At 38.0% G+C, this 16170-nt stretch carries 17 protein-coding genes and 4 tRNA genes; 20 read left to right on the top strand and 1 reads right to left on the bottom strand.

Annotated features, from left to right (window positions below; translation table 11 throughout):
- Nucleotides 1-43: 43 nt before the first annotated feature.
- The 3 genes from noc to MMB69_RS23315 all read left to right on the top strand — a co-directional run bounded on the left by noc (nt 44) and on the right by MMB69_RS23315 (nt 2660).
- Nucleotides 44-919: a nucleoid occlusion protein gene (noc, locus tag MMB69_RS23325; RefSeq protein ID WP_013059923.1), complete on the top strand. Its 876-nt coding sequence runs from the start codon at nt 44-46 to the stop codon at nt 917-919.
- Nucleotides 920-1036: 117 nt separating this feature from the next.
- Nucleotides 1037-1819 carry a ParA family protein gene (locus MMB69_RS23320; protein WP_028409764.1) on the top strand — a complete coding sequence of 261 codons (783 nt, stop codon included), beginning with the start codon at nt 1037-1039 and terminating at the stop codon, nt 1817-1819.
- Nucleotides 1791-2660 (top strand): ParB/RepB/Spo0J family partition protein, encoded by an 870-nt coding sequence (locus MMB69_RS23315; RefSeq protein ID WP_221785923.1) that lies wholly within the window; start codon nt 1791-1793, stop codon nt 2658-2660. Before MMB69_RS23320 ends, MMB69_RS23315 begins: the two co-directional genes overlap by 29 nt.
- Nucleotides 2661-2692: 32 nt before the next feature.
- Here MMB69_RS23315 and yyaC read toward each other — a convergent pair whose 3' ends face one another.
- Nucleotides 2693-3313: a spore protease YyaC gene (yyaC, locus tag MMB69_RS23310; protein ID WP_277448493.1), complete on the bottom strand. Its 621-nt coding sequence runs from the start codon at nt 3311-3313 to the stop codon at nt 2693-2695.
- Nucleotides 3314-3399: 86 nt separating this feature from the next.
- On the opposite strand from yyaC, the gene MMB69_RS23305 reads away from it, so the two are divergent.
- From MMB69_RS23305 to yycF, 17 genes are all read left to right on the top strand, one after another.
- Complete coding sequence (locus MMB69_RS23305; RefSeq protein ID WP_277448492.1) at nt 3400-4413, top strand: YkvI family membrane protein; 1014 nt, start codon at nt 3400-3402, stop codon at nt 4411-4413.
- Between the two features lie 67 nt (nt 4414-4480).
- The gene (locus MMB69_RS23300) at nt 4481-5374 is read left to right on the top strand and encodes a mechanosensitive ion channel family protein (protein ID WP_116741587.1); all 894 of its coding nucleotides are present in this window, start codon (nt 4481-4483) and stop codon (nt 5372-5374) included.
- A 14-nt stretch (nt 5375-5388) separates the two neighbouring features.
- Nucleotides 5389-5586: a DUF951 domain-containing protein gene (locus MMB69_RS23295; protein WP_013059917.1), complete on the top strand. Its 198-nt coding sequence runs from the start codon at nt 5389-5391 to the stop codon at nt 5584-5586.
- Nucleotides 5587-5756: 170 nt separating this feature from the next.
- The gene (gene ychF, locus MMB69_RS23290) at nt 5757-6857 is read left to right on the top strand and encodes a redox-regulated ATPase YchF (RefSeq protein WP_014457678.1); all 1101 of its coding nucleotides are present in this window, start codon (nt 5757-5759) and stop codon (nt 6855-6857) included.
- Between the two features lie 189 nt (nt 6858-7046).
- Nucleotides 7047-7334 (top strand): 30S ribosomal protein S6, encoded by a 288-nt coding sequence (rpsF, locus tag MMB69_RS23285; protein ID WP_013059915.1) that lies wholly within the window; start codon nt 7047-7049, stop codon nt 7332-7334.
- 48 nt (nt 7335-7382) lie between these two features.
- Nucleotides 7383-7883, top strand: a complete 501-nt coding sequence (gene ssb, locus MMB69_RS23280; RefSeq protein WP_013059914.1) for a single-stranded DNA-binding protein — start codon at nt 7383-7385, stop codon at nt 7881-7883.
- A 66-nt stretch (nt 7884-7949) separates the two neighbouring features.
- Complete coding sequence (gene rpsR / locus MMB69_RS23275) at nt 7950-8189, top strand: 30S ribosomal protein S18 (protein WP_013059913.1); 240 nt, start codon at nt 7950-7952, stop codon at nt 8187-8189.
- 138 nt (nt 8190-8327) lie between these two features.
- Nucleotides 8328-9272, top strand: coding sequence for a YybS family protein (locus MMB69_RS23270; RefSeq protein WP_221785921.1), 945 nt, complete (start codon nt 8328-8330; stop codon nt 9270-9272).
- Nucleotides 9273-9308: 36 nt separating this feature from the next.
- Complete coding sequence (locus tag MMB69_RS23265) at nt 9309-11282, top strand: DHH family phosphoesterase (protein WP_028409759.1); 1974 nt, start codon at nt 9309-9311, stop codon at nt 11280-11282.
- Nucleotides 11279-11728, top strand: a complete 450-nt coding sequence (rplI, locus tag MMB69_RS23260) for a 50S ribosomal protein L9 (protein WP_221785920.1) — start codon at nt 11279-11281, stop codon at nt 11726-11728. Before MMB69_RS23265 ends, rplI begins: the two co-directional genes overlap by 4 nt.
- 115 nt (nt 11729-11843) lie before the next feature.
- On the top strand, nt 11844-13208 hold the full coding sequence (gene dnaB / locus MMB69_RS23255; protein WP_013059909.1) for a replicative DNA helicase: 1365 nt from the start codon (nt 11844-11846) through the stop codon (nt 13206-13208).
- Nucleotides 13209-13395: 187 nt separating this feature from the next.
- The gene (locus MMB69_RS23250; protein WP_013085553.1) at nt 13396-14682 is read left to right on the top strand and encodes an adenylosuccinate synthase; all 1287 of its coding nucleotides are present in this window, start codon (nt 13396-13398) and stop codon (nt 14680-14682) included.
- A 168-nt stretch (nt 14683-14850) separates the two neighbouring features.
- Nucleotides 14851-14923: transfer RNA gene (locus MMB69_RS23245), tRNA-Lys, on the top strand.
- Between the two features lie 15 nt (nt 14924-14938).
- Nucleotides 14939-15010 (top strand) — tRNA-Glu (locus MMB69_RS23240).
- 35 nt (nt 15011-15045) lie between these two features.
- Nucleotides 15046-15121: transfer RNA gene (locus tag MMB69_RS23235), tRNA-Asp, on the top strand.
- A 4-nt stretch (nt 15122-15125) separates the two neighbouring features.
- Nucleotides 15126-15198 (top strand) — tRNA-Phe (locus MMB69_RS23230).
- Nucleotides 15199-15460: 262 nt separating this feature from the next.
- Nucleotides 15461-16168, top strand: a complete 708-nt coding sequence (gene yycF, locus MMB69_RS23225) for a response regulator YycF (RefSeq protein ID WP_013085552.1) — start codon at nt 15461-15463, stop codon at nt 16166-16168.
- Nucleotides 16169-16170 lie beyond the last annotated feature (2 nt).

Below are 16170 nucleotides of genomic sequence, written 5' to 3'. Positions count from 1 at the left end.
GAATTAGTTTAAGGCGGGATTTTCCTGAAGGTGGTGTGGGACTATGAAATCTGCTTTTTCACGTTTTTTTAATTTAAAAGAAAAAGATGAGGATATTCATGTAGAGATTGAAACTGTCCAAGATGAAAATGTCGAAAAAGTTTTAAGAGATGAAGTAAAACAAATTAGGGTTTCAAGTATTATTCCGAATCGTTATCAGCCGCGTACTGTGTTTAATGAAGCAAAAATTGAAGAGCTAGCTCTTACTATTCATACACACGGTATTATTCAACCTATTGTGGTTCGACCGACTGAGGGCGAAGAATACGAATTAATTGCTGGAGAACGCCGGTGGAGAGCTGTACAAAGCTTAGGGTGGGATACGGTTCCTGCAATTGTGAAACATTTTAACGATACAGAAACGGCCTCTGTGGCTTTAATAGAAAACTTACAACGTGAAGAGCTAACGGCTGTCGAAGAAGCACTAGCCTACGCAAAGTTAATTGAGTTACATAATCTTACCCAAGAGGCATTAGCTCAACGTTTAGGAAAAGGCCAATCCACAATTGCAAACAAGCTTCGTTTGTTAAAGCTTCCTGTTGAAATACAAGAAGCAATCAAACAAAAATTGATTACAGAGCGACATGCAAGAGCGCTCATTCCCCTCAAAAATCAAGAAAAACAACTTCAAGTATTAGCTGAGATTATTGAAAAACAATTAAATGTAAAACAAACGGAAGATCGAGTAGTTAAATTGTTAGAAACGCAGGTTAAAAAGCCAAAAGCAAAAAGAAAAGCGTTTAGTAAAGATACGCGTATCGCAATGAATACAATTCGTCAATCCTTGACAATGGTTAGTGACAGCGGTATTTCATTAAACACGGAAGAAGAAGAGTTTGATGAATATTTTCAGTTTACTATTAAGATTCCGAAAAAATAAAGAAATAGCCCTCATCTTTTTTTGATGAGGCTTTTTTATCAAAGTTTTTCGTCAGAAAATTCAACGAACAATTAAACTGTCTGGACAAATGGGATGGAAATGAAAGTAGGTGACAACATGGGGAAAATTGTGGCAGTTGCGAATCAAAAAGGCGGAGTTGGAAAAACAACAACCGCTGTTAATTTAGGAGCATGTTTAGCTGAACAAGGAAAAAAGGTTCTACTTGTAGACGGAGATCCCCAGGGTAACGCTACGAGTGGAGTTGGCATAGATAAAGCAGATGTAGATGAATGTATTTATAATGTAATCGTGGAAGATATGGAAGCTAAGAACGTTGTTCGTTCAACAGCCGTCGAAAATTTATCAATCATTCCAGCGACCATTCAATTAGCTGGTGCAGAAATTGAATTAGTGTCGACTATTTCACGTGAAGTTCGACTTAAGAGAGCTTTAGAAACGGTGAAAGATCACTTTGATTATGTTATTATTGATTGTCCCCCTTCTCTTGGTTTACTGACATTAAATGCGTTAACGGCAGCTGATTCTGTTTTAATACCTGTACAGTGTGAATATTATGCGCTTGAAGGGTTAAGTCAATTGCTAAATACCGTTAGATTAGTCCAAAAACATTTGAATAATCAACTGCGCATCGAAGGTGTATTGCTGACTATGCTTGACGCACGCACAAATTTAGGACTGCAGGTAACAGCAGAAGTAAAGAAGTACTTTCAGGATCGCGTTTATCAAACGATTATTCCTCGAAATGTTCGTTTGAGCGAAGCACCTAGTCATGGTGAACCAATTATCTTATATGATGCAAGATCTAGAGGGGCCGCAGTTTATACGGAACTTGCAAAGGAAGTGATTTATAATGGCGAAAGGATTAGGGAAAGGAATTAATGCCTTATTTTCAGGCTTAGATGCACAGGCTGATGATTCAATTCAGGAAGTTGCTATTCACGAACTCAGACCCAACCCCTATCAACCACGTAAAACGTTTAATAAAGAAGCAATTAATGAGTTAAAGCAATCCATTTTACATCATGGCATCTTACAGCCTATTGTAGCTCGCAAAAGCATTAAAGGCTATGAAATCTTAGCGGGTGAAAGACGATTTAGAGCTGCTAAAGAAGCCGACCTTGCTACTGTTCCTGTCATTATAAAAGACTTTTCAGAAAAGCAAATGATGGAACTAGCTTTGTTAGAGAATTTACAGCGTGAAGATTTGACGCCAATTGAAGAAGCAACTGCTTATCAATTGCTTATGGATAAGCTCGATATGACACAGGAACAACTTGCTACACGACTGGGAAAAAGCCGACCTCATATTGCTAACTATGTTCGCCTCTTGCAACTGCCTGAGGAAATTCAAACCCTCATTTCTACTAATGAATTGTCTATGGGCCATGGGCGTACGCTAGTCGGTTTAAAAAATAAAGCGCTTCTACCTAAAGTCGTTGAAAAAATACGCAAGGAACAATTAAATGTTAGACAGTTAGAGGCTTATATTGCCCACTTAAATAAAGCCGTTCCACGTGAAACATCAAAAACTAAAAAAGATAAAGATTTATTTATAAAACAAAGTGAATCACAGCTTCGTGAACGTTTTGGTACCTCCGTTCACATTACACAAAGTAAGAAAAAAGGAAAAATTGAAATCGAATTTTTCTCTAAAGAAGATTTAAACCGTCTTCTTGAATTATTTAACGATCTTTCTCAGACTAATAAATCTTCTGTATAAAAAAGGTTGTCCTAGTTTTAGGACAACCTTTTTTATTGTTTATATTGTCTTACCGTTTGGTAAACCGAAGAATTATTAAACTCTTTCTCTCGTTCGTTGTGCGCAGTCTCAATACTTCTCGCAATTAAATCGGCAATGCACATAACGAGGTGAAGCCTCGTATTTTGCAAGACAAAAAACTCCATAAATCCGCTCACGTTGACAACCCCTGTTATATGAATATCTCCGACTGGCGGCAATTCTTTATTAACACCTGCTCCAGGTTTGACGGGCCCAACGGCAAGTGATGCAGAGCCTACACTTTTCATACGACCTAAGCAAGCATCAATTCCAATAATAAAAGGATTTGGAAAAAGCTTTTGAATATGTTTTAACGTTTCTTTCAAATTAACAGCATGAACAGGCTCTTCTAACGTTCCAAAAATGTGAAAAGATGAAACTTTTTTTTCGTTCAGTTTCGTTCCGACTAATGGACCCAATGAGTCCCCAGTTGAACGGTCCGTTCCAATACATACAAAAACAATTGGTCTGTCTTTCTGTGCTGGAAGTAAAGATAGTAACTGTGTACTCAGCTTCTTTGTAGCAGATTCTTCATCATGAAATACGCGGGTTGAATGTTGTGTCTTCTCAAAGAAGGGAGATTTTAAATTCATAGGGTCCACTCCTTATACATAATAGTAACAGTATACGAAGATTTTGAAGATTCTATACATATATTTCATGGATTGGGGGAAAATCGATGTGGAGAGCCGGGTGTAAATGGATATTCTTAATTATGGGAACCATGATAGGCGCTGGATATGCTTCAGGGAGAGAGCTATGGCAGTTTTTTGGTGAAGAAAGCGGACTTGCTATTTTTCTATTTTCTATTATTTTTGCGATTTCTTGCAATGTAATTATGCAAATCAGCTATCGCTACCGAACCAATCAATTTTACCCAGTACTAATTGAATTAATAGGAAAGAGATGGGCTGCAGCCTACGATGTTTTAATCGTTTTTTATTTGTTCACGACGACGGTAATTATGATCGCGGGCGGCGGGGCGACATTGGAAATGTGGCATGTTCCTTACTGGTGGGGAATTGGCGCTCTTAGTGCGTTAATCGTTTTTGTTTTTTCAAGAGGATTAAACGGGCTTCTTTCTATCAATTCTTTCGTTATGCCAATCTTAATGATTGGACTAGCTGGGGTACTTCTTACATTTATTTTACGTCATCCTGGAGCAAATGATTGGCATCTTCAGCATAATTGGCCTGCTGCTTTTACCTTTACGGCTTTAAATATTCTTCCTCTTGTCGCGGTATTATCTACAATTGGAAAGGAAATTAAAAGCAAAAAAGAGATTTATATTGCAAGCGTTGGCAGTGGTTTTTTATTAGGAGGGCTCTCCTTTATTTATAATGAATCGCTTATTCAAGTTTCAGGCCTTCTTTCTTCTTATGAAATTCCATTATTCGCTATTCTTAAAGATTTTCCTTATATAATGCTGTTTTTAATGAGCATTGTTTTGCTTATCGCAATTTATACAACAGCTGTATCGGGAATCTTAGGACTGACCGCGCGTTTTCATACTGAAAAGGTACAATCTCTTTGGAAACTGGCAGCCTGCTGGCTACTTTTAATGATTCCCTTTACAAAGGTAGGTTTTTCTACTTTGATTGCCGTTTTGTATCCAATGTATGGAATCGTCAATTTATTTTTAGTAACAGCCGTTCTATTGTATCCATTTCGAAATCGCTACAAAAGTTCGTAGAAACTTGCTACAATAGATTAAAACTTTCTCGTATGTAGATTATGTTACGATAGGAGCTACATGTAGTATGAATTCGCTGAAGTCAGTTTTTAAGAACGTGTTTGAGCCATTTTTTCAAGAAGAAACGTGGGCACATATTGGAGAGGGATTTATAAAAATTCTGTTGATTCTACTTATTTCCATGTTTTTAATTCGGATTGGAAAGCAAGCGTTAAATAAATTTGTAGAGGTTCGCACAAATAGTCCTCTGCGTATTTCTGAGCGACGAGAAGCTACGATGGTCCGTTTGCTTCAAAATATTTTTTCTTATGCTATTTATTTCGTTGCGGGAGTTATGATTTTAGAAACATTATCGGTAGATGTCCGTGGATTGCTAGCGGGGGCTGGAATTGTAGGGCTCGCGGTAGGGTTTGGTGCTCAAAACTTAGTGAAAGACATCATCACGGGGTTTTTTATTATCTTTGAAGATCAGTTCTCCGTTGGCGATTATGTTCGAGTAGGAACATTTGAGGGAACTGTGGAAGAAATTGGTTTGCGAACCACAAAAATTAAGAGTTGGACAGGCGAAATTAATATTTTGCCCAATGGCAGTATTGTGGAGGTCACTAATTTTTCGTTACATAACAGCGTAGCTTTCGTTGATGTAAGCATTTCTTATGAAGAAAACATACAAAAAGCAGAACAAGTAATTTTAGATTTGTTAGAAGAATTGCCAAGTCGCTATGAAGATATGGTTAAAACGCCTGAATTGCTGGGTGTTCAAAATATTCATGCAACTGAAGTCACGATGAGGATTACCAGCGAAGTAAAACCAATGAGGCATTTCCACATTTCCCGTATGATTCGTAAAGAAGTGCGTACAAGGTTAAATGAACATGGTATTGAAGTTCCATTTCCTCGTATGGTTATGTATAATCGTACAGAAGAAGCACAGCATTCGTCGACGTTGAAAGGGAAATAAGGAGGAGAGAGCTGATGACGGAAAAAGAATTTGGTTTAAATGACGTTGTGGAAATGAAAAAACCTCATCCTTGCGGTACAAATGAATGGAAAATCATTCGAATGGGAATGGATATCCGCATTAAATGTGAAGGCTGCGGCCACAGCGTAATGATTCCAAGACGTGATTTTGCACGTAAAATGAAAAAAATTCTTGTAAAGCATGAGGAATAACCTCATGCATTTTCTATGTTTATGCCTTATACTGTAAGGTGGGACAAAATGAAGTATCTTAACATGATGCGACTAAAGGTTCTTTATTAAACTTGTATTTCAAAAGTTGACTCACTATAATTGTGACAGGTTAACTTGTTTCGGATATATAAAGAGGAGTGAATAAATATATGGCTTTAACAGCTGGAATTGTTGGTCTTCCGAACGTTGGAAAATCAACATTATTTAATGCAATTACACAAGCGGGCGCAGAATCTGCGAACTATCCTTTCTGTACGATTGATCCTAACGTGGGTATTGTAGAAGTACCTGATCATCGTCTTCAAAAACTTACAGAGCTTGTAAAACCTAAAAAAACAATTCCAACAGCATTTGAATTCACAGATATCGCTGGAATCGTAAAAGGTGCTAGTAAAGGTGAAGGTCTTGGAAACAAATTCTTATCTCATATTCGAGAAGTAGATGCAATTTGTCACGTTGTACGTTGTTTTGAAGATGAAAACATCACGCACGTTTCAGGAAAAGTAGACCCTATTTCAGATATTGAAACAATTAATTTAGAATTAATTTTAGCGGATTTAGAAACGGTAGAGAAGCGTATCGGCCGTGTTCAAAAAATGGCTAAACAAAAAGATAAAGAAGCAATGTATGAATACGAAGTTCTAGAGAAACTAAAGAATGCATTTGAAAGTGATCAGCCAGCTCGTGCTGTATCATTTACAGAAGAACAAATGAAGTTAGTAAAACAATTTCACTTGCTAACGATCAAACCTATTCTTTATGTAGCAAACGTTTCTGAAGACGAAGTAGCCGATGCATCTGCTAACGAATATGTAGCAAAGGTGCGTGAGTATGCGGCAAGTGAAGGCGCAGAAGTAATTGTTGTTTGCGCACGCATTGAATCTGAAATTGCTGAACTTGAAGGAGAAGAAAAAGCAATGTTCCTTGAAGAACTAGGTATTGAACAGTCAGGTTTAGATCAGCTTGTACGTGCAGCTTATGATTTACTTGGATTAGCTACGTACTTTACAGCTGGTGAGCAAGAAGTACGCGCATGGACGTTCACACAAGGCATGAAAGCTCCTGAGTGTGCAGGTATTATTCATACAGATTTTGAACGTGGATTTATTCGTGCGGAAACAGTATCATACGAGGACTTATTAGCTGCCAAAACAATGGGAGCAGCTCGTGAAGCTGGAAAAGTACGTTTAGAAGGAAAAGAATACATCGTAAAAGACGGAGACGTTATGCATTTCCGCTTTAACGTATAAGATTAAAAGCCGAAAGAAGATATCTTCTTTCGGCTTTTGTCGTTGGCGAAAATATTAGCATATATTTACGAAACAGCCCGCGATGCGTATTGCTTTGCCTATGGTAGTGTGCTATAATTTTAATTCGTGAGTAATATTTTATTGCTCCTTGCCCGTTTCGGGCCGTTAGACCAAAAGGAGGTGACAGTGATGAGAAAGTATGAAGTAATGTACATCATCCGTCCAAGCATTGATGACGAAGCAAAGAAAGCATTAGTTGAGCGCTTCAACGGCGTATTAACTGATAATGGTGCTGAAATCGCAAATGTTAAAGAATGGGGTAAACGTCGTTTAGCATACGAAATCAATGATTTCCGTGACGGTTACTACATGATTCTTGACGTGGCGGCTACTTCAGAAGCAGTTTCTGAATTTGATCGTCTTGCGAAAATCAACGAAGACATTATCCGTCATATCGTTGTTAAACAAGAAGCATAATTAAACGTTTAAATAAATTGGGTTTTATTTCCTTAAGGAGTGGTTCTGATGATGAATCGCGTAATTCTCGTAGGACGCTTAACCAAAGATCCTGAATTACGTTATACCCCGAGTGGAGCAGCGGTTGCAACATTCACTTTAGCGGTAAACCGCACATTTACAAATCAGCAAGGTGAACGTGAAGCTGACTTCATCAACTGTGTTGTATGGCGTCGTCAGGCTGAAAATGCAGCCAATTTCCTTAAAAAAGGAAGTTTAGCTGGTGTTGATGGTCGACTACAATCTCGCAGTTACGAAGGACAAGACGGTCGTCGTGTATACGTAACGGAAGTTGTAGCGGAAAGTGTGCAATTTTTAGAGCCGAAAAGTGGCGGTGGGGATACGCAACGCAGTAACTTTGCTAACACTGGAGGATCTGGACAAGGCTCTCCATTTGGAGATAATCAGAACCGTAACTCAGGTAATCAAGGTTATACTCGCGTTGATGATGATCCATTTGCAAATAATGGCGAGACAATTGACATTTCTGATGACGATTTACCGTTTTAATTCGCAGTAGATTATCCGGAGTATAAAATTTTATAGAAACTTTTAAGCGGAAGGAGGCGTATCAAAATGGCAGGTGGACGTAAAGGTGGACGCAACAGACGTCGTAAAGTTTGTTTCTTCACAGCAAACGGCATCACTCACATCGATTACAAAGATGTAGATATGCTTAAAAAATTCGTTTCAGAGCGTGGTAAAATTTTACCTCGTCGTGTAACTGGAACAAGCGCTAAATACCAACGTAAATTAACGATCGCTATCAAACGCGCTCGTCAAATGGCATTATTACCATATGTTTCTGGTGAATAATGAACGGTATAAAAAGAGGCAGTAAGGGAATCCTTACTGCCTCTTTTTACATTACATAGGTGCTCTTTTGCCAAATAGTTGCTTCTTATGAATTGAATCGATAAAATAAATAATAGTCTATATCAACGAGGTGAAGTTGTGAAAGGAATTCGATATATTACAGAAGGAGCAGCTCTGTTAGCGCTGTTTGTGGCGCTTTTGCTTTTTTCACTATACATACCTGTTGTAGGAGCCATTTTTCAACTAGCGCTAGCTGTTCCGTTTATTGTGTATACCGTTCGTCATGGGTGGAAAAAGGCAATATTATTTTTGGTAGTAGGGTTGTTATTGACTTTGTTATTTGGAAATGTATTGACTCTTCCTTTTACATTTGTATTTGGTATTGGTGGATTAGCAATAGGAATGCTTTACCGACAAAAACAAAAAAGGTATACCATTTTACTAGGCGGCACGGTTGCATTTAGTTTAGGTTTACTTTTATTGTTCGTAGGAGCAAATGTCATTTTTAATGTTAATTTAATGGAGCAAATAAATAATGCTTTAGATCAATCGATTAATCAAAGTATTGAAATGATGAAAAGTTTAGGACAAGACGTTAAGGAATCTCAAATTGACCAAATGAGAGATGCATTTGATATGTTTAAAAATCTGTTGCCTCTATTAATTGTTATGGGTGGAGTTATTCTGGCCTTTTTCTCTCAGCTTATTTCTACGCCTATTCTTAAAAGAACAGGTTATGAGGTGCAAGCATTCCCGCCTTTTCGTGAATTTAAACTTCCTAAAAGTATTCTATGGTATTATTTGATTGCATTAATCTTATCCTTCCCATCTTTTAATATTGAACAAGGTACATTTATGTACGTAGCTATTATCAACATCGTGATGGGACTGCAAATGCTAGTAGTGTTACAAGGAATCTCTTTTATTTTCTATTTCTCACATCAAAAAGGGTATGCCAAAGCAATTCCAATTGTTGTAACAATTTTAGCATTAATTATTCCAATTATCCTTCAAATTGTGCGCATCTTAGGTATAATTGATTTAGGATTTAATTTAAGAAAACAATTAGACACAAAAAAGTAGATATTGTGGAACTTAAAAAAGTAGGAGCTGAAATGGATGCCTGTCTTTACAAAAAAGAACGTTATTCGCTATCCATTTTACTCATTGTATAGTATAGCTCTGATTTTAGTAGGTATCGTGACCTATCATAATTGGATCATAGGAATGATAGGCTTTATATTACTATTAGCCTGTCTTTTTCTATACATGAGAATGGAGCGAATGCTGTCCGATGAGTTTGAAACCTATATTTCAATGCTGTCTCATCGGCTGAAAAAAGTAGGCGAAGAGGCGTTAATGGAAATGCCGATTGGGATTATGCTGTTTAATGATGAATATCAAATTGAATGGACCAATCCTTTTCTAGCATCTTGTCTCGGTGAAGACACACTAGTGGGAAGATCATTATACGATGTAGCCGAAAGTATTATTCCACTGATCAAACAAGAAGTGGAAACAGAAGTTGTCACGTTGCATGATCGGAAATTTAAAGTGGTGATTAAACGAGACGAGCGCTTACTGTACTTCTTTGATATTACAGAGCAAATAGAAATCGAAAAATTGTATGAAGAAGAACGAACAAGTTTAGGTATTATCTTTTTAGATAATTATGATGAACTAACGCAAGGAATGGATGATCAAGTTAAAAGTAACTTGAATAGCCAAGTAACCTCTATGTTAAATAGTTGGGCTCAAGAATACGGTATTTTTATTAAACGTACGTCTTCCGAGAAATTTATTGCGATTATGAATGAACAAATCTTAATTCATTTAGAGCGAAGCAAATTTTCTATCTTAGACCAAGTTCGAGAAGAGACGTCTAAACAAAATATACCGCTTACATTGAGCATTGGTATCGGAGCTGGTGCTGCTGATTTACCTGAGCTGGGTGCTTTAGCTCAATCTAGCTTGGATTTGGCCTTAGGTCGAGGCGGAGATCAAGTAGCGATTAAACAGCCGAATGGAAAAGTGAAATTCTTTGGGGGCAAGACAAACCCAATGGAAAAACGGACGCGCGTGCGTGCAAGAGTTATTTCTCACGCGTTAAAAGAACTCATTACAGAGAGTGGAAAAGTGATTATCATGGGTCATAAGTATCCGGATATGGATGCTGTAGGAGCTGCTATTGGAATATTAAAAGTAGCCCAAGTAAATCAGAAAGACGGTTTTATCGTATTAGATCCTGATCATATCGATACAGGTGTTCAGCGAATGCTAGAAGAAATTAAAAAGAAAGAAGGCCTGTGGGAGCGATTTATTACGCCTGAAGAAGCCTTAAATCTTGTAAGTGATGATACTCTTTTAGTAGTAGTAGATACGCACAAGCCGTCCATGGTTATTGAAGAAAGATTATTACATCGTATTGAAAATGTCGTGGTCATTGATCATCATAGACGAGGAGAAGATTTTATTGAAGATCCTCTTCTTGTCTATATGGAGCCATATGCTTCCTCGACAGCAGAACTCGTTACTGAGCTTCTTGAATACCAGCCAAAACGATTTAAAATTGATATGCTAGAAGCAACGGCACTTTTAGCCGGTATTATTGTCGATACAAAAAGCTTTACATTACGTACGGGATCTCGTACGTTTGATGCAGCGTCCTTTTTACGTTCTCAAGGCGCAGATACGGTTCTTGTTCAAAAGTTTTTAAAAGAAGATATTACGCAATATGTACAGCGAGCACGCTTTATTGAACATGCAGAGATTTATACAGCAGGTATTGCCATTTCACGAGCCGAACCAAACAAAATGTATGATCAAGTGTTAATTGCGCAAGCTGCAGATACGCTGCTTTCAATCAGCGGAGTGGTTGCTTCGTTTGTTATTTCTAAGCGGCGGGATAATCTAATTGGTATTAGTGCTAGATCGCTTGGAGATATCAATGTACAAGTTATTATGGAAAGTCTCCAAGGCGGAGGCCACTTAACGAATGCTGCTACTCAGCTCCAAGACATTAGTTTGGATGAAGCTGAAGAACGGCTTAAACAAGCAATTGATGAGTACTTAGATGGAGGTAAAAAATCATGAAAGTAATTTTCTTAAAAGATGTAAAAGGAAAAGGTAAAAAAGGTGAAGTGAAAAATGTTTCAGATGGTTACGCACATAACTTCTTATTAAAAAATGGTTATGCTGTTGAAGCTACAGGCGGTAATGTGAAGGTATTAGAAGCACAAAAAAATAGAGAGCAAAAAGATGCAGCTGCAGAACTTCAAGCAAACAAAGAGTTAAAAGCAACTCTTGAAGAACTAACAGTTGAATTAAAAGCAAAATCTGGTGAAGGCGGCCGTTTATTCGGTTCTATCACAAGCAAACAAATTGCTGAAGAATTAAAGAAAAAGCACAACATTAAAGTAGATAAGCGTAAAATTGAATTAAATGATGCAATTCGCGCATTAGGCTACACAAATGTACCGGTTAAATTACATCCGGAAGTAACGGCTACGGTAAAGGTACACGTGACTGAACTAAAATAAACGTACGATTGAAAAATAGGTAAATAATATAAAGGGTTGGCGCGGACTTGTATTTGTTCGCGCCAACATTTATGATGAAAGAAAATACGAAAGAATATAAGAGGGGCATAGAAATATGAGTGATCTTTTTGCTGATCGTCTTCCGCCTCAGAATATTGAAGCAGAGCAAGCGCTATTAGGGGCCATTTTCTTAGAGCCTTCTTCTTTAACCTTAGCATCTGAACTGCTAATACCTGAAGATTTTTACCGGGCATCGCACCAGAAAATCTTTACATGTATGCTGAAACTTTCTGACCAAGGTGAACCGGTTGATTTGGTAACGGTAACGTCTGAATTAGCTGACCAAAAAATCTTAGAAGAAGTTGGCGGCGTATCGTATTTAAGTGATTTAGCTAACTCTGTTCCAACGGCTGCAAACGTAGAGTATTACGGTAAAATTGTAGAAGAAAAGTCGATTTTACGCCGTTTAATTCGTACTGCAACGCATATTGCTTCAGAAGGATATGCAAGGGAAGACGAAGTGGAAGTTTTATTAAATGAAGCGGAAAAAAACATTTTAGAAGTAGCACAGCGTAAAAACAGCGGTGTGTTTCAAAATATCAAAGATGTACTTGTACAAACGTACGATGATATCGAAGTTCTTCACAATCGAAAAGGTGACATTACGGGTATCCCAACCGGGTTTAGTGATTTAGATAGAATGACAGCAGGGTTCCAGCGAAATGATTTAATCATTGTAGCGGCCCGTCCATCGGTAGGTAAAACGGCTTTTGCCTTAAATATTGCGCAAAACGTTGCAACGAAAACGGATGAGAACGTAGCAATATTCAGTTTAGAGATGGGTGCTCAGCAGCTTGTTATGAGGATGCTGTGTGCCGAAGGAAATATTGATGCACAAAGGCTGCGTACAGGCTCGCTTACAGCCGATGACTGGGGAAAGCTCACGATGGCAATGGGATCTTTGTCCAATGCAGGGATTTATATTGATGATACACCGGGTATTCGAGTAGGTGAAATTCGTTCTAAGTGTCGTCGCTTGAAACAAGAAGGCGGACTTGGGATGATTTTAATTGACTACTTACAGCTTATTCAAGGTAATGGGCGAAGCGGAGAAAACCGACAGCAGGAAGTATCTGAAATTTCACGTGCGTTAAAAGCTTTAGCCCGTGAATTAGAAGTTCCTGTTATTGCCTTATCGCAGCTTTCCCGTGGCGTAGAGCAGAGACAAGATAAGCGACCGATGATGTCTGATATCCGTGAATCCGGAAGTATTGAGCAGGACGCCGATATCGTAGCTTTCTTATATCGTGAAGACTATTATGAAAAAGACACAGAAAATCAAAATATTATCGAGATTATTATAGCCAAGCAGCGTAACGGTCCAGTTGGAACCGTACAGCTTGCCTTTGTAAAAGAATACAATAAATTCGTTAATCTCGAGCGGCGCTTTGATGACGCAGGAGTGCCGCCTGGTGCATAAAACCTCTCAATATGAGAGGTTTTATTTTATTGTTATCGCATTCGTTCCGCAAAATACGATATATTTGTAATAACTTTTGTTAAATCGTTCGGATTTAATTGACTTTAGTGTGATAAATTGATACACTTATCCATGGTTAAATTATGTCGTAGTGAGCTGTTGCTTACTAAGCGGAGGTGCTTAAGATATGTCTTCAGTCGTTGTAGTAGGAACACAATGGGGAGATGAAGGAAAAGGGAAGATTACAGACTTCCTATCAGAAAATGCAGAAGTGATTGCACGTTACCAAGGTGGGAACAATGCAGGTCACACAATTAAGTTTAATGGTGAAACTTATAAGTTACATTTAATTCCTTCAGGTATTTTTTATAATGACAAAACGTGTGTAATTGGAAACGGTATGGTTGTCGATCCAAAAGCGCTTGTTCAAGAATTAAAATACTTACATGATCGCGGTGTAACAACAGAAAACTTACGTATTAGTAACCGAGCTCATGTGATTCTCCCATATCATTTAAAATTAGATGAAGTTGAAGAAGAACGTAAAGGTGAAAATAAGATTGGTACAACGAAAAAAGGTATTGGACCAGCTTATATGGATAAAGCAGCACGTGTCGGTATTCGAATTGCCGATTTACTAGACCGTGAAGTATTTGAAGCAAAATTAACACAAAACTTAGCAGAAAAAAATCGCCTTCTTGAAAAAATGTATGAAGTAGAAGGCTTTACATTAGAAGAAATTTTAGATGAGTACTATGAGTATGGTCAACAAGTTGCAAAATACGTTGTTGATACATCAGTAGTATTAAATGATGCGTTAGACGAAGGACGTCGTGTACTATTTGAAGGCGCACAAGGTGTTATGTTAGATATCGACCAAGGAACATATCCATTTGTTACATCTTCAAACCCAGTAGCGGGTGGAGTAACAATTGGCTCGGGTGTAGGTCCATCTAAAATCAAACACGTTGTAGGTGTATCAAAAGCGTATACAACTCGTGTTGGTGACGGTCCTTTCCCAACTGAATTAACAAACGAAATCGGTGATCAAATCCGTGAAGTAGGACGTGAATATGGTACAACAACTGGTCGTCCTCGCCGTGTAGGTTGGTTCGACAGTGTAGTTGTACGTCATGCTCGTCGCGTTAGCGGAATCACAGATTTATCTTTAAACTCAATTGATGTATTAACGGGAATTGAGACATTAAAGATTTGTGTAGCTTACCGTTATAAAGGGGAAGTTATGGAAGAATTCCCTGCTAGCTTAAAAACACTTGCAGAATGTGAACCTGTATATGAAGAGCTTCCAGGTTGGACAGAAGATATTACGGGTGTGAAAACATTAGATGAGTTACCTGATAACGCTCGCCACTACTTAGAGCGCGTGTCTCAATTAACAGGTATTCCTTTATCTATTTTCTCTGTAGGTCCAGATCGTACACAAACAAATGTATTACGTGGTGTATATAGCTAAATAAAAAAGGTTAGCTCCTCGTGAGCTAACCTTTTTTATTTATAATTGGTGCTTTGTTAACAAGATTTTTAAAAAAAGCTCAATAATAAAAAGAAAGTTTTAAAAAAACTATTGCATTCATATGAAATATCATGTTATTATAATAAGCGTCGCTAAGAGATATAACATGAGCCATTAGCTCAGTTGGTAGAGCATCTGACTTTTAATCAGAGGGTCGAAGGTTCGAGTCCTTCATGGCTCACTTTTGTTACAACGTGGCCCGTTGGTCAAGCGGTTAAGACACCGCCCTTTCACGGCGGTAACACGGGTTCGAATCCCGTACGGGTCATTTTTAATATTTTTAATACATAGCATATAGACTGAGGTCCCGTGGTGTAGCGGTTAACATGCCTGCCTGTCACGCAGGAGATCGCGGGTTCGATTCCCGTCGGGACCGCCATTTTGGCTCGGTAGCTCAGTTGGTAGAGCAAAGGACTGAAAATCCTTGTGTCGGCGGTTCGATTCCGTCCCGAGCCATCAAAAAGCATGACTTTATTTAAAGTCATGCTTTTTTCTTTTATTTACATTTAAAAGAAAACGTTATTTGCTTTGTATCTCTTTTGTGGTAATATATTACTTTTGTATTTAGAGGTGGTTGAAAATCATATATCTTCATGTATAGTAGAGGATGAACTTGTGACGTTTCAAGGGTTATCAAGTATAATAAAACTACGGTATTCAAACAGTATGAATACTATCTTTTATATTTTGCTTCAACTAATAAAGGAGAACGATGATCATGGATAAACGTATTTTAGTCGTAGATGACGAAAAGCCGATTGCAGATATTTTAAAGTTTAATTTGCAAAAAGAAGGTTACGAAGTATTTTGTGCTTATGATGGCGTAGAAGCGCTTGAAAAAGTGGAAGAAGTACAGCCTGAAATGATTTTATTAGATATTATGCTTCCTCAGAAAGATGGAATGGAAGTTTGCCGAGAAGTGCGCAAAAAATATGATATGCCAATTATCATGTTAACAGCAAAAGACTCTGAAATTGACAAAGTTTTAGGTCTAGAATTAGGTGCAGATGATTATGTAACTAAGCCATTTAGTACGCGTGAATTATTAGCACGTGTAAAAGCTAATTTACGTAGACATCAGCAAGTAGCTGTTCCAACAGAAGAAAGCGAAACGAATGAAATTACAATTGGAGCACTTGTTATTCACCCAGATGCTTATATCGTGTCTAAGCGCGGAGAAACGATTGAACTGACTCATCGTGAATTTGAGCTGCTGCATTATTTAGCGAAGCACATTGGACAAGTTATGACGCGTGAACACTTGCTTCAAACTGTATGGGGCTATGACTATTTTGGTGATGTGCGTACGGTAGATGTAACAGTTCGAAGATTACGTGAAAAAATTGAAGATAATCCAAGCCATCCAATGTGGATTGTAACAAGACGTGGAGTAGGCTATTATTTACGCAGCCCAGAGCAGGAGTAATT

Source organism: Priestia sp. P5, from assembly GCF_029522155.1.
Lineage (GTDB): Bacteria > Bacillota > Bacilli > Bacillales > Bacillaceae_H > Priestia > Priestia megaterium_E.
Note: the sequence above shows the minus strand (reverse complement) of the source record. Positions and strands in the feature narration are given on the sequence as shown.